Annotated in this window: 11 protein-coding genes; 4 read left to right on the top strand and 7 right to left on the bottom strand. The window is 75.1% G+C overall.

The genetic code is table 11. The annotated features are described in order from the left end of the window. Nucleotides 1-66: 66 nt before the first annotated feature. The gene (locus tag DER29_RS06500) at nt 67-756 is read left to right on the top strand and encodes a TIGR03089 family protein (RefSeq protein WP_121396501.1); all 690 of its coding nucleotides are present in this window, start codon (nt 67-69) and stop codon (nt 754-756) included. 178 nt (nt 757-934) lie between these two features. On the opposite strand, the gene DER29_RS06505 is transcribed toward DER29_RS06500, so the two are convergent. Together DER29_RS06505 and DER29_RS06510 are read right to left on the bottom strand one after the other, a co-directional pair. Beyond that, entirely contained in the window at nt 935-2,908 is a 1,974-nt protein-coding gene (locus DER29_RS06505; RefSeq protein WP_121396502.1) for an acetoacetate--CoA ligase, read from the bottom strand. 298 nt (nt 2,909-3,206) lie between these two features. Continuing rightward, nucleotides 3,207-3,725, bottom strand: coding sequence for an acyl-CoA thioesterase (locus DER29_RS06510; protein ID WP_121396503.1), 519 nt, complete (start codon nt 3,723-3,725; stop codon nt 3,207-3,209). A gap of 23 nt (nt 3,726-3,748) precedes the next feature. Between DER29_RS06510 and DER29_RS06515 the strand changes: the two genes are divergently transcribed. Beyond that, nucleotides 3,749-4,411 carry a hypothetical protein gene (locus DER29_RS06515; RefSeq protein WP_121396504.1) on the top strand — a complete coding sequence of 221 codons (663 nt, stop codon included), beginning with the start codon at nt 3,749-3,751 and terminating at the stop codon, nt 4,409-4,411. A gap of 98 nt (nt 4,412-4,509) precedes the next feature. On the opposite strand, the gene DER29_RS06520 is transcribed toward DER29_RS06515, so the two are convergent. Next, nucleotides 4,510-5,673 carry an acyl-CoA dehydrogenase family protein gene (locus tag DER29_RS06520; RefSeq protein WP_121396505.1) on the bottom strand — a complete coding sequence of 388 codons (1,164 nt, stop codon included), beginning with the start codon at nt 5,671-5,673 and terminating at the stop codon, nt 4,510-4,512. A gap of 249 nt (nt 5,674-5,922) precedes the next feature. Here DER29_RS06520 and DER29_RS06525 point away from each other — a divergent pair, with 249 nt between their 5' ends. Together DER29_RS06525 and DER29_RS06530 are read left to right on the top strand one after the other, a co-directional pair. After that, the gene (locus tag DER29_RS06525; protein ID WP_121396506.1) at nt 5,923-7,350 is read left to right on the top strand and encodes a UDP-glucose/GDP-mannose dehydrogenase family protein; all 1,428 of its coding nucleotides are present in this window, start codon (nt 5,923-5,925) and stop codon (nt 7,348-7,350) included. Nucleotides 7,351-7,512: 162 nt separating this feature from the next. Further along, entirely contained in the window at nt 7,513-12,423 is a 4,911-nt protein-coding gene (locus DER29_RS06530) for an SCO7613 C-terminal domain-containing membrane protein (RefSeq protein ID WP_121396507.1), read from the top strand. Between the two features lie 610 nt (nt 12,424-13,033). On the opposite strand, the gene purE is transcribed toward DER29_RS06530, so the two are convergent. From purE to DER29_RS06550, 4 genes are all read right to left on the bottom strand, one after another. After that, on the bottom strand, nt 13,034-13,525 hold the full coding sequence (purE, locus tag DER29_RS06535; protein WP_121396508.1) for a 5-(carboxyamino)imidazole ribonucleotide mutase: 492 nt from the start codon (nt 13,523-13,525) through the stop codon (nt 13,034-13,036). Next, nucleotides 13,522-14,703 carry a 5-(carboxyamino)imidazole ribonucleotide synthase gene (locus DER29_RS06540; RefSeq protein ID WP_121396509.1) on the bottom strand — a complete coding sequence of 394 codons (1,182 nt, stop codon included), beginning with the start codon at nt 14,701-14,703 and terminating at the stop codon, nt 13,522-13,524. Before DER29_RS06540 ends, purE begins: the two co-directional genes overlap by 4 nt. Before the next feature lie 77 nt (nt 14,704-14,780). Further along, nucleotides 14,781-16,775: a thioredoxin domain-containing protein gene (locus tag DER29_RS06545; RefSeq protein WP_121396510.1), complete on the bottom strand. Its 1,995-nt coding sequence runs from the start codon at nt 16,773-16,775 to the stop codon at nt 14,781-14,783. 65 nt (nt 16,776-16,840) lie between these two features. Next, nucleotides 16,841-19,336: a bifunctional diguanylate cyclase/phosphodiesterase gene (locus DER29_RS06550; RefSeq protein WP_233600011.1), complete on the bottom strand. Its 2,496-nt coding sequence runs from the start codon at nt 19,334-19,336 to the stop codon at nt 16,841-16,843. Nucleotides 19,337-19,479: the final 143 nt, after the last annotated feature.

Raw genomic sequence — 19,479 nt, forward strand, 5'->3', positions numbered from 1 at the left:
ACCCGACCGTACGCCGACTTGTCGTTGTCATCGAGTACGGCGACCGGGGGCGTATCGTTCGCGCCGATGGCCGACAACATTGCCCGGGTCTTCGCCGACGCGATCGCGACCGACCCGACCCGACCGCTGCTGACCTGGTACGACGACGCCACGGGCGAACGGACCGAGCTGTCCGGCGCCACGCTGGCGAACTGGGTGGCCAAGACGGCCAACCTGCTCGTCGACGAGGTGGCCGTGGGCCCCGGCGACGTCGCCGCGGTGCTGCTCCCCCCGCACTGGCAGACCGCCGCGGTGCTGCTCGGCTGCTGGTCGGCCGGGCTGACCGTCGCCGACACGCCGGGCGACGTGGACGTGCTCTTCGCCGCCGCCACGCGGATGGCCGAGGCGGACGCCTGGTCGGCGGGCGAGCGCTACGTCCTCGCCCTCGACCCGTTCGCCCTGCCGATGCGCCAGGTGCCGCCCGGCTTCGCCGACTACGTGTCGGAGGTACGCGCGCACGGCGACCACTTCAGCCCGTACGCCAAGGGTGGCCCGGTCGAGGCGGAGCTGCTGGCCCGCGCGACCGCCCGCGCGGCGCAGTGGGGCATCGGCCGCGGCGACCGGGTCCTGATCGACACGGGGGCGTATCCGGACCCGGTCGACTGGCTGCTCGCCCCGCTGACGGCCAACGCCACCACGGTCCTCTGCGCCAACGCCGACCCCTCCACCCTCCCCACCCGCGCCACCACGGAACGAGTGACCCACCCCCTCCCCTGACCACCCGGCCCGGCCCTTGCGCGCCGATCATGCCCTCGCGCGTCGATCATGCAGTTGCGGTGCCCCACAGAACGGGCAGGACAGCACACTCCGCCCACCACAACTCCATGATCGACGCGCAGGGCGGGGCAGTGCCGGGGCGGGGCAGGGCGGGGACGGGGCGCGAGGGGGCGGGTGGTTACGGGCGGGGGGTGCGGTTCTGGGCGAGGGTGGCGAAGGCCGTGAGGGACTCCGGGTTGGCCAGGGCGCCCCTGGCCGCCGCCGAGTCCACCGGGGTGCCCGTGAGGATCTTCTTCACCGGCACCTCCAGCTTCTTCGCCGACAGGGTGCGCGGGACGGCCCGCACCTGGTGGATCTCGTCCGGGACGTGCCGGGGCGACAGGGCGGTACGCAGCTCGCGGCAGATCTTCTTCCGCATCGCGTCGTCCAGCTCCAACCCCTCGGCGAGCACCACGAACAGCAGCAGCTCGCCGGCGCCGCCCTCGTCGTCCTCCAGGTGCACGACCACCGAGTCGACGACCTCGTCGAGCCCCTCGACGACCGAGTAGAACTCGGCGGTGCCGAGCCGCACGCCGCCCCGGTTGAGGGTGGCGTCGGAACGGCCCGTGATCACGCAGCCGCCCCGCTCGTTGATGGTGATCCAGTCGCCGTGCCGCCAGACGCCCGGGTAGAGGTCGAAGTACGCCTCCCGGTAGCGGGTGCCGTCCGCGTCGTTCCAGAAGCCGACCGGCATGCTCGGCATCGGCTCGGTGATCACCAGCTCGCCCAGCTCGCCGACGACCGGGGTGCCGTCGGCCGAACGGGCCTCCACCTTGGCGCCGAGCGCCCGGCAGGTGATCTCACCGGCGTGCACCGCCAGCAGCGGCACGCCGCCGACGAATCCGGTGCAGACGTCCGTGCCGCCGGAGAGCGACTGGAGCTGGAGGTCGTCGCCGACCGTCTCGTACACCCAGGTGAAGCCCTCGGCGGGCAGCGGCGCGCCGGTCGAGCCGACCCCGCGCAGCGCGGAGAGGTCGGCGGTCTCCTTCGGCACCAGCCCGGCCTTGCGGCAGGCCAGCAGGAACGGCGCGGACGTGCCGAAGTACGTGGTGCCGGTCTCCCCGGCCAGCCGCCACAGGCCGCCCAGGTCGGGGTGGCCGGGGTTGCCGTCGAAGAGCACGATCGCCGCGCCCACCGCCGGCCCGGAGACCAGGAAGTTCCACATCATCCAGCCGGTGGTGGTGAACCAGAAGAACCGGTCCGCCGGGCCCAGGTCGTGGTGCAGGGCGAGCATCTTCAGGTGCTCCAGCAGGATGCCGCCGTGCCCGTGCACGATCGGCTTCGGCAGCCCCGTGGTGCCGGAGGAGTAGAGCACGTAGAGCGGGTGGTCGAAGGCGACCGGGGTGAAGGTCAGCGGCTCGTCGGTGTCGGCGGCCAGCTCGGACCAGGCCAGCGCACCCTCGGGTGGCGGTCCGGCCGGGTCGAGGTAGGCGATGCTGACGGTGTGCTCCACCGACGGCAGGGCGACCCGGATCGCGGCCACCTCGCCGCGCCGGTCGACCGGCTTCTCGCCGTAGCGGTAGCCGTCCACGGCGACGAGGACCTTCGGCTCGATCTGCTGCCACCGGTCGGTGACGCTGCGGGTGCCGAACTCCGGGGCGCAGGAGGAGAAGATCGCGCCCAGGCTGCTGGTGGCGAGCAGCAGCACGTACGTCTCGGGGATGTTGGGCGCGTAGGCGGCGACCCGGTCGCCGGCGGTGACGCCGAGCCGGCGCAGCCCGGCGGCCACCCGGCGGACCTGCTCGCGCAGCTCGGCGGCGGTGAGGGTGACCGGCGCCCGGGTCTGGCCGTGCGCGATGACCACCGGGTCGTCGTCGGCCTGGCCCGGCATCCGCAGCACGTTCTCGGCGTAGTTGAGGGTGGCGCCGGGGAACCACCTGGTCCCGGGCATCCCCCGGCCGCTCAGCGTGGCGGTCGGCGGGGTGTGCGCGATCACCTCGAAGTGGTCCCAGACCGACCGCCAGAACGCGTCCAGGTCCGTGACCGACCAGCGCCACAGCTCGTCGTAGTCGGCGAAGTCCAGCCCCCGGTGCTCACGCAGCCAGCGCAGGTAGCTTCCGATCCGGGACCGCTCGCGTACGTCCGCCGGCGGCGTCCACAGCACGTCACCCACTGCTCCACCCTCCCCTGGCCCCGCACGACACTGTGAAATGGGCCGTGGCGCCATCTTGCCCTACCTCAGAGCGCCATTCTCCGCACCCGACCTCTGTCGGCGCACGTGCGGAACCCACATGCCCCACCATGCCCCTGTGTGGGCCGGGCGGGGAAGTGGCCCCGTCCTGACGCCCGAGGCCGGCGCGGCGGCCCTGACGCGCCGGCCGGAGCGAGGCCTGGCACGTCCGCCGGCGCGGTCCCGACGGGCCCGCCAGCGCGGGACCCGACGTGTCCGCCGGCGCGGGGCCGCTGGCGTGTCAGCCGGCGCGGTGGGCCTGGATGGCGCGTCGCCGGGCCAGCCGGTGCGCACGACGGATCTCCGCCTCCCGGAACCGGCGCTCGTCCTCCGGGCTCTCCGGCAGCACCGGCCGGACCGCCCGCGGCGCGCCGCCGAGGTCGACGCCCACGAAGACCAGGTACGCCGTGGCCACCCGCACCGGCTCGTCCTCGGCCGAGTCCCACCGCTCGGCCACCACCCGGACCCCGACCTCCATCGAGGTCTGCCCCGTCCAGTTCACCTGGGCGTGCGCGTGCAGCAGGTCCCCGACCCGGACCGCCTCGGTGAAGACGATCTCGTCGATGGCCGCGGTGACCGCCGTGCCGCCGCTGTGCCGCGCCGCGGCGGCCCCCGCCACGTCGTCGATGAACTTCATCAGCACCCCGCCGTGCACGGTGCCGTAGAGGTTGACGTCGACCGCGGTCATGATCCGGCTCAGGGTGACCCGGGAGTAGGAGGTCGGCTTGCCGGCCGGCGCGGTGGAGGGGTGCTCGGTCATGTCGAAAACGGTACGGTGCGCGGATGCGACATCTCTGGAGCTTCCTCGCGGGGTTGGTGGTGGCGCCCGTCACGTGGGTGCTGGTCACCCTCGGGCAGGACGGGTCGGCGGGCACCGTCGACCGTTGGGTCGAGATCGGCACGTCGAACTCGGCCAATCTCATCGAGCCCGCCGTCTACCTCGCCGTCGGCGGGGTGCTGCTCGGCCTGCTCGGCACGCTGCGTACGTCACCGCTCGGCCCGCTCGTGGCCGGGCTGCTGCTCGCCGCCCCGTACGTGGGGATGTTCGTCGCGCCCTTCGAGGTGCGGGACCGCATCCCGGCCGGCTGGAAGGTCTTCGGCGACCCCCTGCCGCTGCACCTGCCGGTGGAGAACGGCACGCTCTTCCTCATCGGCATGCTGCTGGTCGTGGCCACCTTCAGCGGGCAGCGCTGGCGGCGGTGGCCTCGACCGGTGGTCGAGCCGACGCCGGCGCCCGCCGAGGGGCCGGAGCGCAACGACTTCACGCTGACCGACTGGCCCCCGGCCGAGCCGGCCGACCGGGACACCGCCCCGCCGAGCCTCGGATACCCGGACGAGACGCCGACGGAGCCGCTGCCGCGCCGCACCGGCGGGGGTTCGCCCTGGTCGGCGCCGCCGCGCGCCGGCAACCGCCCGGAAGACGAGACGACGACCGAGATCCGGTGACGCTCCGGCCGCACGCGCGTCGGCCGGCGGGCGGCGGGGGGAGCGGGATCCGGTGAGGACACGGGCGGGCCGGACGACCGGCCCGCCCGCCGACCCGCTCAGCCCTTCAGGAGCTGACGGGCCATCACGATGCGCTGCACCTGGTTGGTGCCCTCGTAGATCTGCGTGATCTTGGCGTCCCGCATCATCCGCTCGACCGGGTAGTCGCGGGTGTAGCCGTAGCCGCCGAGCAGCTGCACGGCGTCGGTGGTGATCTCCATGGCCGCGTCCGAGGCGAAGCACTTGGCCGCCGCGCCGAAGTAGGTCAGGTCGGCGTCGCCCCGCTCGGACTTGCCGGCCGCCGCGTACGTCAGCTGCCGGGCCGCCTCCAGCTTCATGCCCATGTCGGCGAGCATGAACTGGACGCCCTGGAACTCGGCGACCGCCTTGCCGAACTGCTTGCGCTCCTGGACGTACCCCTTGGCGTAGTCGAGCGCGCCCTGGGCGATGCCGACGGCCTGCGCGGCGATGGTGACCCGGGTGTGGTCCAGGGTCTTCATCGCGGTGCCGAAGCCGGTGCCCTCGGCGCCGATCATGCGGTCCGCGGGGATCCGGACGTTGTCCAGGTAGACCTCGCGGGTCGGCGAGCCCTTGACGCCGAGCTTCTTCTCCGGGGCGCCGAAGCTGACCCCGGCGTCGGACTTCTCGACCACGAAGGCGGAGATGCCCCGGGACCGGGCCGACGCGTCGGTCACCGCGAAGACGGTGTAGAACTCCGACACCCCCGCGTTGGTGATCCAGCGCTTCACGCCGTTGAGCACCCAGTGATCGCCGTCACGCACCGCGCGGGTGGTCATCGACGCCGCGTCGCTGCCGGCCTCCGGCTCGGAGAGGCAGTACGAGAACATCGCCTCGCCCGCCGCCACCGGGGTCAGGTAGCGCCGCTTGAGCTCCTCGGAGCCGGCCAGCAGCAGCGGCATGGTGCCGAGCTTGTTGACCGCCGGGATCAGCGAGGACGAGGCGCAGGCCCGCGCCACCTCCTCGATCACGATGGCTGTGGCCAGCGCGTCCGCGCCCGCGCCGCCGTACTCGACGGGGACGTGCGGGGCGTGGAAGTCGGCGGCCCGCAGCGCGTCGTACGACGCCTTCGGAAACTCGCCGGTCTCGTCCGCCTCGGCGGCGTGCGGCGCCACCTTGGCCGCACAGACCTCACGGACCGCCTCCCGGATCGCCTCGTGCTCCTCGGGCAACCGGTAGACGTCGAACGACTGCTCTGCGGCCATGTCGGCCCCTCCCCTTCACCGCTATCATGCGCAGTCTGTAGCGTCTCCTGACCGCCGACGGCGCAGACTGAAGGATAGCGACAGAGTTCAGCTCATGTTACCGCCGCGTAGCCTTGGACGTGGCGGAGCGCCGACGCCGCCCGGCGACGATGGAACAGGCAGACGTTAGAGTCCCTCCGGTGCCCGCCCAGGCGCCGCAGCAGAACGCGACGCGACGATGCGACGCCAGCGCGAGCGGAGAAGACAGGCGTGACGATCCCGTACCCGAACACCCAGCCGATGCCCGCCATCGCCGCGGTGACGCCCCCCTCCGGCGCGCAACGGCCGCGGGTGACCTTCCTGGGCACCGGCTATCTCGGTGCGACCTACGCCATCTGCTACGCGGAACTCGGCTACGAGGTCCTCGGCTTCGACGTCGACACCGACAAGATCGCCATGCTCAACGCCGGCGAGGTGCCGATCCACGAGCCCGGCCTCGACGAGCTGCTCAAGCGCAACCTGGCGGCCGGGCGGCTGCGGTTCAGCACGGACATCGCCGAGGTCGCCGAGTTCGGTGACGTGCACTTCATCTGCGTCGGCACGCCGCAGCGCGCCGACGGGATGGGCGCCGACCTGTCGTACGTCGAGGCGTCGGTCACCAGCCTGGCCCAGCACCTGACCCGCAAGGCGCTGATCGTCGGCAAGTCGACCGTGCCGGTCGGCACCGCCGAGTGGGTGGAGCAGCTGGTCAGCAAGCACACCCCGGCCGACCTGGGCGTCGAGGTGGCGTGGAGCCCGGAGTTCCTCCAGGAGGGCTTCGCCGTCGACGACGTGCTGCGGCCCAACCGGATCGTCGTCGGCGTCAAGAGCGAGTGGGCCAACGGCATGCTCTACGCCGCCCACAAGGGCGTCTTCGACCTGGCCGCCACGGAGGACCGCGAGGTGCCCCTGGTGGTCACTGACTTCGCCACCGCCGAGCTGGTCAAGGTCGCCGCGAACGCCTTCCTCGCCACCAAGATCTCCTTCATCAACGCGATGGCCGAGGTCTGCGAGGCCTCCGGCGGCGACGTCACCCACCTCGCCCGGGCCATCGGCTTCGACCCGCGCATCGGCAACCGGTTCCTCCAGGCCGGGCTCGGCTTCGGCGGCGCCTGCCTGCCCAAGGACATCCGCGCGTTCCAGGCCCGCGCCCAGGAGCTGGGCGCCGGGGAGGCGCTGCGCTTCCTGCACGAGGTCGACCTGATCAACCTGCGCCGCCGGACCCGGGTGGTCCAGCTCGCCGCCGAGCTGCTCGGCCGCCGCTCCGGGCCCGCCGGACCGGACCTCTCCGGCACGCGCGTGGCCGTGCTCGGCGCGACCTTCAAGCCCAACACCGACGACGTACGCGACGCGCCGGCGCTCTCCGTCGCCTCACTGCTGCGCAAGGCCGGCGCCGACGTGCACGTCTACGACCCGCAGGGCATGGAGCGGGCGCGCGCCGTGGCGCCCGAGCTGGTCTACGAGCCCGGCATCAACGAGGCCGTGACCGGGGCGGACCTGGTCTGCGTACTCACCGAGTGGGCCGACTTCCGCAACGCCGACCCGGTGGCCCTCGGCGAGCTGGCCGCCGGCCGCAAGGTGGTCGACGGCCGCAACTGCCTCGATTCGGCACTGTGGACGCAGGCCGGCTGGGAGTACCGCGGCATGGGCCGCCCCTGACGATCGACGACCGACGGCCGGTCGCGGAGCACGCTCCGCGACCGGCCGTTCGCCGTCCGCGTGGACGATCTTTGCCCCGGACCCGCCGACAACTGTCGAAATCCGCGCCCACATTGGGCATGCTGCCAAGGTGGGAGTCCACAGTGCGGGTGGAGGGGTGTCGTGGCGAGCTTTCAGTGCTCCTCGTGCGGCCGGGAGATCAAACCGGCCGCCAGCTGCCCGCACTGTGGTGCGCACCAGCCACAGTGGGTCGAGCACCTGGCGGAGATCGAGCGGTCCATCGCGGAGATGAAGGCCCGCGAGGCCGCCATCGCCAGCGAGCAGCGGCAGATCGCCGCCAAGATGCAGGCCGCGCTCTTCCAGCGGGACATCCTCGCCCACGCGGGTGAGGAACGTCTCAAGCAGGCCACCCGCCCCCGTCGGGTGCTGCGCCGCAGGCCGGGCCGCCGGCCACCCACGGCCGCCACCGGCGCCCCGCCCCGGGTCCCCCGGCAGGGCACCCCGGCCGGCCCGGAGGACCCGCCCCCGCCGTCGACCGCCACCTGGCTCGACGCCGACGATCCGGAGCACCCCCCGGAGGCGTCCTCCCGCGAGGTGCAGAACATCCCCCTCGGGCTCGGCGCGCTGCTGCTCGGGGTCGCCGCCGTGGTCTTCGCCGCGGTGGCCACCAGCTCGATGGACGCGCTGGCCCGGCTGGGCATCCTGCTGCTCGCGACCGTGCTGATGCTGCTCGCCCCGCCGGTGCTGGCCCGGCGCGGGCTGACCTCGACCGCCGAGACCATCTCCGCGGTCGGCCTGCTCCTGGTGCCGCTCGCCGGCTACGCGCTGTGGGCGGTGGACCGGATCGGCAACGGCGGCGCCTCGGGCGCGATCTTCGCCGGCATCATCTTCGCCGTCACCGCCGGCGTCTCCTTCGGCTACGCGGGCTGGACGGGGCTGCGCGCGCCCCGGTTCGCCACGGTGCTGGCCGCCCAGCCGGTGCTGCCGCTGCTGGCGGCCGACCGGATCACCGGCCCGGGCGGCTGGGCGCTCGTGCTGACCGCGGTGGCCCTGCTCGACCTCTGGCTGGCGCGGTCGACGGTCACCGTGGAGCGGCCGGTCCGCCGGGACCTGCCCGGGCCCTCGGCGACCCCCGCCGGGTCCCCGGCCGCACCCCGGCAGCGCCGCGCCGACGGCCGCCCGGAGGGGGCGCCCGAGGAGGCCGGCGAGGTGCTCGACGGCGGGCTACCGGCGCAGGACCGGGTGCCCGCCGCCCGCCCGGTGCCGTGGCTGCGCGAGCTGACCTGGGCGCTGCACGGGGTGGCGGTCGCCCTCGCCCTCGCGTACGCCGTCTCCGCCCTGCTCCGCGCGGGCACCGTGCCGGCCGCGACCGGGGCCGGCACGGTGCTGCTGCTGGCCGCCGCGGTGGGGCTGGCCGGGACGCTGGTGCTGCGCCGGCCGCCGCTGCCCGACCTCGGCGCCGGGATCTTCACCCTCGCCGTGATCGGCGCGCTGAGCCGGATCGCCTCGGTGGCGTTCCCCGGGCGGGCGCTGCTGCTGATCGCGGCGGTCATCACGCTGACCGGGCTGGCCGTCCGGGCGGTGCCGGAGGCGGCCCGACGTGGGCCGCAGCTCGCCTCGGCGGTGGCGCTCACGGTCAGCGGGGTGGTGGTCGCCGGGGGTGCCCTGCGCGCCGGGGTCGCCCCCGTCCGGGCCGCGCTGCCGGCCTGGGCCGCCGACCTGGACCGCTACCCGGCCGAGCTGGCGGCGGCCGTGGGACCGGCCGCCTGGCAGCTCGCCGTGAGCGCCTTCCTGCTGACCGTCGCCGCGGTGCTGGCCCTGCCTCCCGAGATCCGCCGGGAGTTCGCGGTGGTCGGCGCGGCGCTGACCGCGCTCGCCGTACCGGCGTCGTTCGGTCTCGGTTGGGCGGTGGCGCCCTGGCCGATGGTGCTGACGGCGGTCGGCATCGGGGTGGTCGGGCTCTCCGCCCGCACCGAACGCGCGGCGCTGGCGCACGCGGCGACCGCCGCCGGAGTCGGCCTGTTCGGCGCGGGTGCGGGACTGGCCCGGCCGGCGTTGACCACCGCGGTCCTGCTCACCCTGTTCGCCGCCGGGGTCCTGGTCGCCGTGGCGCCCCGGATGCGGCTCGCCCCGGCGGCGGCCGACACCGTCTCGGCCTGGGCCGCCGGGGGCGCGGCGTTCGCGCTGCCGGGCGCGGTGGCCGCCTTCGTCGCCGCGACCGTGCCGGCCGACCCGACGCCCACCCCGGCGAGCCTGCGCGAGGTCACCGTCCCGGTGCTCGCGGCCAGCTTCCTGGCGGTCTGCGTCACCCTCGGACACGCCGCCGTCGTGCAGGTCTCCCAGCGCCGCATCCCGACGCCGCTGGCGGTGGGTACCGCCCTCGGCGCGGTCACGGTCACCGCCGCCGCGTTCGGTGCCCCGGGCGCCACCGCCGCCGACGCCTGGGTCGGCGGCCTGCTGCTCGTCGCCGCCGCGATGGTGGTGTTCGCCGGCCCCATCGACGCCGGCCGGCGCTCCGACCTCACGCTGGACGGCTCCGACCTGGCCGCCGCGGCGGTGACCGCCGCCCTGATCGCCACCCTGGCCCGGATCGCGGCCGTCCTCGCCCCCGGCGGGCAGCTCGCCGTCGCCGCCGCGCTGGTGCTGGTGGTGGCCGTGGCCGCCCGGGCCATGCCGGAGGAGTGGCGACGCGGGCCGATCGTCGGCCTCGCCGTCGGCGGCGTGCTGATCGGGCTGCTGGCCGGCTGGAGCGCGCTGCGGGGCGGGCTGGGGGTGCTCGCGACCCCGGGGCCGATCTGGGCCGGCGACCTGACCGGTTGGCCGGCCGGGCCGACCGGTGGGTCGACGTGGCAGGCCCCGGTCGCGCTGGCCCTGCTCGGCGTCGCCGCCGCCGTCCTGCTGCCGCCACCGTGGAAGTACGACGTGTCGGGCGCGGCGGCCGTGCTCGCCACGATCGGCGCGCCGGCCGCGTTCGACCTGCCGTGGTGGTCGCCCGTCCTGGTCGGCGGCATGGTCGCCACCGTCTTCGGGGCTGCCGCCGTGGCCGCGGTCGACCCCCGCGCCGGCCTGTCCCGGGCGGTCGTGGCCGGTGCCGTCGCCCTGCACGCCGCCGGGGCGGGCCTGGTCCGGCCGTGGACCACCGCGCTCGCGCTGGGCAGCATCGCGCTGATCGGCATCGTGGTGGCGGCGCTGGCCCGGTCGCTGGCCGTGCCGCTGGTGGACGACATCGAGACCGAGGGGATGCCGCCGCACCTCGCCCAGATCGGGGGCGCCGCGGCCGGCGCCGCCCTGCTCGCGTTCCCCGGCGCCGTCGCGGCGCTGGCGGCCGAGTTCGGGCGTACGCCGGAGGTGGTGCTCACCGCCGCGTTGGCCGCGTCGAGCCTGGGCCTGGCGGCGGTGGCCGCCGTCCGGCGACGGATCCCGCAGTACCTGCCCTGGGCCAGCGCGGCGGTGGTCGGCGGCGCCACGGTGAGCGCCCTGGCCGCCGTCCCCGCCGGCATGCCCGTCGGCGTCTACGCCGCCGCGGCGGCCCTGCTCGGGGTGCTCGCGGAGCTGGTCCGGGGCGCGACCGAGCCGCCGGTCGGCGCGGCTCAGCCGGTCCGGCGCTGGTCGGTGCTGCTCGACGGTGCGCTGCGGCGGCTGCCGGACGACGGCACGCAGCGCCGCTGGCGGGTCAGCCCCGCCGCCGGTGCGCTCGCCGCCGCCGCGCTGCCCACCGCCCTGGCGCTGGTGTCGATCGCGCCGTCCCTGGTCGTCGCCCTGGTCGACCCGCACCGCAGTCTCGGCCGGGTCTGGCAGGGGCCACCGCCGGAGCTGCTCACCCCGCCGCCCGACGCGGTCGACGCGACCCACGTGCTGACCGCGCTGCTGCTCACCGCGACCGCCGCGCTCGCCGCCACCGGCTTCAGCGGCGGGCGACGTTCCCGGGCCGTGCCGGTGGTGCTGCCCGGCGCCGCCGTCACCCTGCTGATCACCCCGGTGTCGCTCGGCAACGGCTGGCCGGCGAGCACCCTGGCGGCGCTGTCCGTGTTCACCATCTCGATGCTGGGCCTGGCGCTCACCCCGCCCCCGCCGCTGGCCGAGCGGGCCCGCTCGCTGCGGCTGGCCCGGGTGCTCGTCTTCGCCATCGGCCTGGCCGCCGGGAGCGCGGGCCTGATCGGCGGCCTGGCGACGCGGGAGCTGACCCTGTTCACCCTGGGCGGCGCGGTCGGCGTCGGCACGGTGGCCGCGATCTTCGGCACCACCCAGCGGGCGCGCATCCTCGGCTGGCTGTTCGCCTCGCTGACGGCGCAGCTCTTCGTGCTCACCGCCGGCCTGGTGGCCGGCCTCGCGGCCGTCTGGTCCGCGTTCGGCGTACTGGCGGTCGGCGCGGCCCTTCAGGTGTTCGCCGCGACCCTGCCCCGGCTGCGTCGCCCCGAGGCCCAGCGGGAGGCGGCCACCGTCGAGTGGAGCGGGTACGCCGCCGCCCTGATCGCCCTGGCGCTGGCCTTCGACTCGCCCCGGCACATCGCGGCGCTGCTGGCCGCCTGGGGTGCGGTGCTGGGCGTGGCGGCGACCCGACCGGGCCGCCGGCCGGTGGAGCGGCGCATCCTGTTCTGGGCGGTGGTGGTCTGCGAGATCGCCGCCTGGTGGATCCTGCTGCGGGTCGCCGACGTGGCGCTGCCGGAGGCATACACGCTGCCCTTCGCGGCGCTCGCTTTGCTCGTGGGCGTGCTGGAGTTGCGGCACCGGCCCGACCTGAGCAGCTGGGTCGCGTACGGGCCCGCACTGGTCGCCGCGTTCGTGCCGACCCTGGCGATCGTGCTGGCCACCGACTCCAGCACGCTGCGCCAGGTGCTGCTGCTGCTCGGCGCCGTGGCCGTCCTCGTCTTCGGCTCGATGAGCCAGCAGCAGGCGCCGGTGATCGTCGGCGCCGCCGTGACGGCGATCGCGGCGGTGCACGCCCTGTTCAGCCTGGGGCCGTGGCTGGCCCTGATCCCCGTCGGCATCCTGCTGCTGGCGCTCGGCGCGAGCAACGAGCGCCGGCGCCGCGCCCAGGAACGCCTCCAGACGGCCCTACGCGGCATGCGATGAGATCAGCGGCCCGTCCCCCGGCTACCGGCGCGGACGGGCCCGCTGAGCCCTGTGGCAGCCGGCGGTCAGGCGCTCCGGTGTGGGCGGGGCGTCCGCCGCTCCGGAGTGGGCGGCAGGTCCGCCGTTTCGGCGCTGCGCGGCAGCTCACCCACCGCCGCGGCGCTGCGCGGCAGGCCGCCCGACCCGGGCCTGCGCGCCTAGGACCGGCGTCCGACGCCCTCGGTGATCGCTGGTCGTCGGGTCGCCGGCCTTCCGGAGAACACGCGGTGTGACTTCTCGGCTCGACCAGCCACTTGCCCCGTCTCCCCTTTGCTCTGCAGCCATCGACGCAACAGTCACTCTTCGTGACGGATGCTTGAAGTTTCAACCACCGCGGCGTTGGGAAAATCCCAGCTCAGCTCGCTGGTGCGTGGATGGCTGCAGAGCAAAGGGGCGGAAGGGATGCCCACGCCCCGAGCCATCACCGTAACCCTGAGCAACGCACGCATCCGTCACGGACAGCGACTACCTCGCATGCGCCGACGGCACCTACCATCTCGGCCCCGCCGCCGACCAGTGCCAGGTCGACGTCCGGCCCTCAAAGTCCTTCCGGCGCCGAGCGCCGAGGATCTCAGGCGAGGGAGGCGCGCAGGGCCGCGTCCTTCTCGGCGACCAGCTGCTCCAGGTCGGCCTGGTAGGCCGACATGCGGTCGAGCAGGGCGCGGTCGGCGGCCGCCAGGATGCGGACGGCGAGCAGCCCGGCGTTGCGGGCGTTGCCGATCGACACGGTGGCCACCGGCACGCCGGCCGGCATCTGCACGATGGAGAGCAGCGAGTCCATCCCGTCGAGGTGCTTCAACGGCACCGGGACACCGATCACGGGCAGCGGGGTCACCGAGGCGACCATCCCGGGCAGGGCGGCAGCGCCACCCGCCCCGGCGATGATGACCTTCAGGCCCCGGTCGGCCGCGGCGCGCCCGTAGTCGATCATCTTGATCGGGGTACGGTGCGCCGAGACGACCTCGACCTCGTACGACACCTCGAACTCGTCCAGCACCTCGGCGGCGGCCTTCATCGTCGGCCAGTCCGAGTCGCTGCCCATGATCAACCCAACGACGCTCACGCCCGCCCCTCCCGCAACCAGCGGGCGGCTCGCGCGGCCCGCGTCCGTACGTCGTCCAGGTCGTCACCGAGCACCGTGACGTGCCCGATCTTGCGGCCGGGCCGCACCTGCTTGCCGTAGAGGTGCACCTTCGCGCCCGGCTCGGCCGCGAAGAGGTGGTGCAGCCGCTCGTCGATGGAGATCCCGCCCGGCTCGCCACCGAGCACATTCGCCATCACCACCACGGGAGCGGTCAGCGAGGTGTCGCCCATCGGGTAGTCGAGCACCGCCCGCAGGTGCTGCTCGAACTGCGACGTGCGGGCGCCCTCGATGGTCCAGTGCCCCGAGTTGTGCGGCCGCATCGCCAGCTCGTTCACCACGATCCGGCTGCCCCCCGGCGCGGCCGGGTCGGCGACCTCGAACAGCTCCACGGCGAGCAGGCCGACCACGCCGAGCGCGGTGGCCAGGTCGATGGCGAGCTGCTGGGCGGCGACCGCCAGCTCCTCCGGCAGGCCCGGCGCGGGGGCGAGCACCTCGACGCAGATGCCGTCGCGCTGCACCGTCTCCACCACCGGGTAGGCGGCGACCTGCCCGAACGGCGAGCGCGCCACCTGCACGGCGAGTTCCCGGCGCAGCGGCACCCGCTCCTCGACGATCAGCCGGGTGCCGCCGGCCAGCAGGGTCGTGGCCAGCTCCTCGGCCTGCGTCGCGTCGTCGACCAGCCAGACGCCCCGGCCGTCGTACCCGCCGCGGGCCGCCTTGAGCACCACCGGCCAGCCGATCTCGTCGCCGAACGCCACCAGGTCGGCGGGCTCGGCGACGGGTCGCCACGCCGGGTTCGGTGCGCCCAGCTCGCCGAGCCGCTCCCGCATGGCCCGCTTGTCCTGGGCGTGCAGCAGCGCGTCGGCCGGCGGGAAGAGCTTCACGCCCTCGGCGGCCAGCGTGCGGATGTGCTCGGTGGGGACGTGCTCGTGGTCGAAGGTGACCACGTCGCAGGCCTTGGCGAAGGTGCGCAGCGCGGCGAGGTCGGTGTGGTCGCCGTACTGGACGTCGGCGGCGACCAGCGCGGCGCCGTCGTCGGGGGCCAGCGCGAGCACGCGCAGTGACTGGCCGAGGGCGATCGCGGACTGGTGGGTCATCCGGGCCAGCTGGCCGCCGCCCACCATGCCGACAACAGGCAGACCGGTACGGGAATCCATAGCGGCGCCAGCCTATCGGGGCAGCCCGCCGGCCGCGCCGCCGGATGGCCGATCGCACCCGGCGGCAGCCGTGCGCCTCAGCGCCGGGCGAGCTGGCCGACCAGGTCGTCCACCGTCGTCACCGGGCGTTCGCAGACGAAACCCCGGCAGGCGTACGCGGTGGGCCGCCCCTCGACCATCGGCCGGTCGGCGAGCAGGGGCACCCCGGGCTGGCCGGACCGGCCCGCCACGATCACCGCGCCGGGCGGGGCGTGCCGGTGTGCCGCCGCCACCAGCGGGTCCCCGGCCGGCTCGTCGGTGACCACCGCGATCTCGTACGGCCCGGAGAGCAGCGCCTCCCCGACGGCCGCCGCGTAGCCGGTGAACCGGGCGTGCCGGCCGACGATCGGCGCCACGGTCGACAGCGCGGCCTCGGCGGCCTCGCGGTAGCGGGTCTCGCCGGTCAGGGCCGCGTACGCGACCAGCGCCGCGACGATCGCCGAACGCCCGGACGGGGTGGCGTTGTCGGTCGGGTCGGCCGGCCGGCTCACCAGCCGCTCGGCGTCGTCGGCGGTGTCGTAGAAGGCGCCGCCCGGCGCGGCGAACCGCTCCAGCGCCACGTCGAGCAGTCCACCGGCCAGGGTCAGCCAGCGGCCCTCCCCGGTGAGCTGGTGCAGGGCGCAGAACGCCTCGGCCACGCAGCCGTGGTCCTCCAGCACGCCGGCCGGCTCGCCGACGAGCCCACCACGCGAGACGCGGCGCAGCCGCCCGGCCACGATGTGCCGGTCGGCCAGTACCTCGCCGATCCGGACCGCCGCGGCGGCGGTGACGGGGTCCCCGGTGAGCGCGGCGTGCTCGACCAGCGCGGTGACCGCGAGCCCGTTCCAGGAGGCGACCACCTTGTCGTCGCGGGCCGGTTGGGGCCGGGTGTCGCGGACCTCGCGCAGCCGGGCCCGGATCCGCTCCCATCGGGCGGCCACCTCCCCGGCGGCGTCGTCCACGTCCCGGGCCAGCCGCAGGACGCTCGTGCCGTGCTCGAACGTGCCCTCGGCGGTCACCGCGAACAGGTCGGCGGCGAAGCGGCCGTCGTCCTCCCCCAGCGCCTCGACGAGCTGGGCCGGCGTCCAGGAGTAGGTGAGCCCCTCGACGCCCTCGGTGTCGGCGTCGAGGGCGGAGGCCAGGCCGCCCTCGGGGGTGCCCAGGTCGTCGATCATGAAGGCGGCGGTCTCGGCGGCGACGCGGGCGGCCAGCGGGTCGCCGGTCAGGCGCCAGAGCTGGGTGTACGTCCGCAGCAGCAGCGCGTTGTCGTAGAGCATCTTCTCGAAGTGCGGCACGGTCCAGTGCCCGTCGACCGAGTAGCGGGCGAAGCCGCCGGCGAGCTGGTCGTAGATGCCGCCCCGGGCCATCGCCTCGCAGGTGTGCCGGGCGATCTCCAGGCTGCGCGGCGAGCCGGTGCGCTGGTGGTGCCGGAGCAGGAAGAGCAGGTTCATGTGCGGCGGGAACTTCGGCGCGCCGCCGAACCCGCCGTTCGTGGCGTCGTACTCCTTGGCGAGATGGTCGGCCGCGGCGTCGAGCAGCGCGGCGTCCAGCGGCGCGGTGGGCCCGCCCACGGCCTGCGCGCCGCCGATCGCCTCGACCACGGCGGCGCCCTGCTGGATGACGGCGTCGCGCTGGTCCCGCCAGGCGGCGGCGACCGACTGGAGCAGCTGGACGAAGTTGGGCCGGGGGAAGTAGGTGCCGCAGAAGAACGGGGTGCCGTCCGGGGTGGCGAAGACGGTCATCGGCCACCCGCCCTGCCCGGTCATCGCCTGGGTGGCGGTCATGTAGACGGCGTCGACGTCGGGGCGTTCCTCGCGGTCCACCTTGACGCAGACGAAGTCGTCGTTCATCAGGGCGCCGACCTGCTCGTTCTCGAACGACTCGTGGGCCATCACGTGGCACCAGTGGCAGGCGGCGTAGCCGACCGAGATGAGCACCGGCACGTCCCGGCGCCTCGCCTCGGCGAACGCCTCGTCGCACCACGGCCACCAGTCGACCGGGTTGTCGGCGTGCTGGAGCAGGTACGGGCTCGTGGCGTCAGCGAGTCGGTTCACCCGACGACCATAACCACCCGGCGACGCGCCCGCCCGCGCTCCGACCTCCCTTCGGCGGGGTGGGTTCAGGAGGCGCCGTCGGCGCGCAGCGGGAAGACGTTGGGGCGGGCCTCGTCGAGGAGGGTGCCCAGGACCGCGCCGATCTTGTCGGCCGGCATCGGCTTGAAGAAGTGGTAACCCTGGGCGGCCGTGCAGCCCAGCTCGGCCAGGGCGGCGCGCTGCTCGGCGGTCTCCACGCCCTCGGCGACCACCCGCAGCCCCAGCTCGTGGGCGAGGCCGACGGTGGTCCGCACGATCGCCGCCGCCTCCGGGGAGTCGGCCATCCGGATCACGAAGGAGCGGTCCACCTTGAGCTCGTCCACCGCGATCCGGGTGAGGAACGTCAGCGAGGAGAAGCCCGTGCCGAAGTCGTCGACCGCGAGCTGCACGCCCATCGACCGCAGGGTGGCGAGCACCTCGTCGATGACCTCCAGCTCGCTCATCACCACCGTCTCGGTGATCTCCAGGACCAGCCGGTCCGGCGGCACCTGGTGCCGGCGCAGGGCGTCGGCGATCTCGGTGGGCAGGCGGGGGTCGAGCAGGCTGCGCGCCGACAGGTTGACCGAGATCGGCACGTCGAGCCCGTCCCGGGCCCAGCCGGCGGCGACGGCGAGCGCCTTGTCCAGCACGTAGCGGGTGAAGGTGCCGAGCTGCTCGCTGTTCTCCACCGGACGGATGAAGTCGTGCGGCCCGAGCCAGCCCCGGCGCGGGTGCCGCCAGCGGATCAGCGCCTCCACCCCCGTCGGGGCGCCGGTGGTCAGGTCGACCGCCGGCTGCAACGCCAGCACGAGCTGGTCGTCGGTCTTCAGCGCCTCGCGCAGCTCGGCCAGCAGGGCCAGCTGGTCGGTGCTCGCGGCGTCCCGGGCGGCGTCGTAGGCGGCGACGCTGCCGCCGCCCTCCTTGGCCTGGTACATGGCGATGTCGGCCCGGCGCAGCAGCTCGGTCAGGTCGGCGGTGCCGGCGTCGGCGACCACCACCCCGACGGAGACCTCGACGGACATCCGCACCCCGGCCACCTCGGTCGGCGCCGCGAGCCGCTCGGCGATCTCGCGGGCCTGCCGCAGCGCGTACGCCATCGGGGCGGCCCGGTCGCCGATCACCGGGACCGACGTCAGCAGCAGCGCGAACTCGTCGCCGCCGAGCCGGGCGAGCAGGTCCCCGGGGCGGGCGAGGGTGCCCAGCCGGTTGGCGGTCAGCCGCAGCAGCTGGTCGCCGGCGGCGTGCCCGAGGGTGTCGTTGACCTCCTTGAACTGGTCGATGTCGAGCAGCAGCAGCGCGACCGGGTGGTCGTGGGCGAGCTGGCGCAGCGCCTGGTCGCCCTTGCTGAGCATGGCCGACCGGTTCACCAGCCCGGTGAGCTGGTCGTGCACCGCCTCGTACGACGAGCGGGCGGTGACCAGGCGCAGCTCGCGGTGGGTCGCGGCGTCGTGCAGCGCGGCGGCGAGCGCGTCGCCGAACGCGGCCACGGCGTCGCGTTCCCGGGCGTTGGGCGGCGCGCAGCGCGGGAACCGGACCCGCAGCTCGCCCACCCGGGCGGCACCCACGGAGAGGGTACGCACCAGCTCGTGGTCCTCCGGCTCGGTCCGGCCGGGCGGTGCGACCTCCCGGTCGACCAGCTGGCCGCCCGGGTCGCCCCGGTAGCGCCGCCACCGGCCGTCGCCCCGGGCGACGTCGACGTCGACGAGTTCGGCGTTGAACAGGGTCAGCGCGCCGGTCACCGCGGCCGTGGCGACGCCCCGCTCGTCGAGCTGGTTGAGCGCGGCGGTGGCCTCGGCGAAGGCCCGCCAGGTGCGGCGCTCCTGGTCGGCGCGGAGCCGGTGCCGGTAGGTCTGCTGGAGCAGCCAGAGCGGCGGCGGGAGCAGCAGCAGCCAGCGCGCGTCGAGTTCCAGCAGCGCCACCACGACCAGGCCGACGGCCACGTTCCCGACGAACATCAGCAGCTTGCCCCGCAGCGCGGCGAGCAGCGGCGGCGCGACGGGGATGCCGTGCCGCAGCGCCAGGGTGGCGCCGCCGAGCCAGGCGGTGGCGAGGAGGTAGGTGACCGAACCCGCGAGCACGGCCAGGGCGAGCGCCGGGGTCGGCGTCGCCAGCAGCGGCTCGCCGAGCACGGTGGTGACCGAGACGGCCAGGGCGGTGGCGGCGGTCAGCGAAGTCGTGATCCGGACGACCTCCAGCACCGGTCGCCGGTCGCCGAGCAACGACATGGCCGACCAGGCGAGCGCGGCGCCGAGGAGCGCGGCGGAGGGGAGCCAGCCGGCGGGCGTCAGGTAGAGGCAGATGATCAGCGCGGCCTCGCCCCAGGTGATGCTCACCATCCCGGCGGCGGTGCGGAACCGCAGCCGGGCAAGTTGGGCGACGGCGAACACGGCGACGGCGAGGCCGAAGCGGGCCGGCCCGCCGAGCGGGTCGTCGGCGGGAAGCCGGGTCGGGACGGTCCACCCCAGGCCGGCGGCGACCAGCGCGGTCAGCGCGACGGCGGCGGTGAGCAGGAGCAGCCGCGCGGGGGTGCCGCGGACTCCGATCCGGTCGGTCGACTCGCCGGCCCTGCCGGAGGTCACCGGGCCGCTCCGCCCGCGGGCCGCTCGCCGGTACGACGGGCGGCCGCTGGTGTGGTGGTCATCGGCGCCCCCTCCCGCGCACGGCTCGGGAACTCTTGGTCCCCCCG

This window comes from Micromonospora sp. M71_S20, from assembly GCF_003664255.1.
Taxonomy (GTDB): domain Bacteria; phylum Actinomycetota; class Actinomycetes; order Mycobacteriales; family Micromonosporaceae; genus Micromonospora.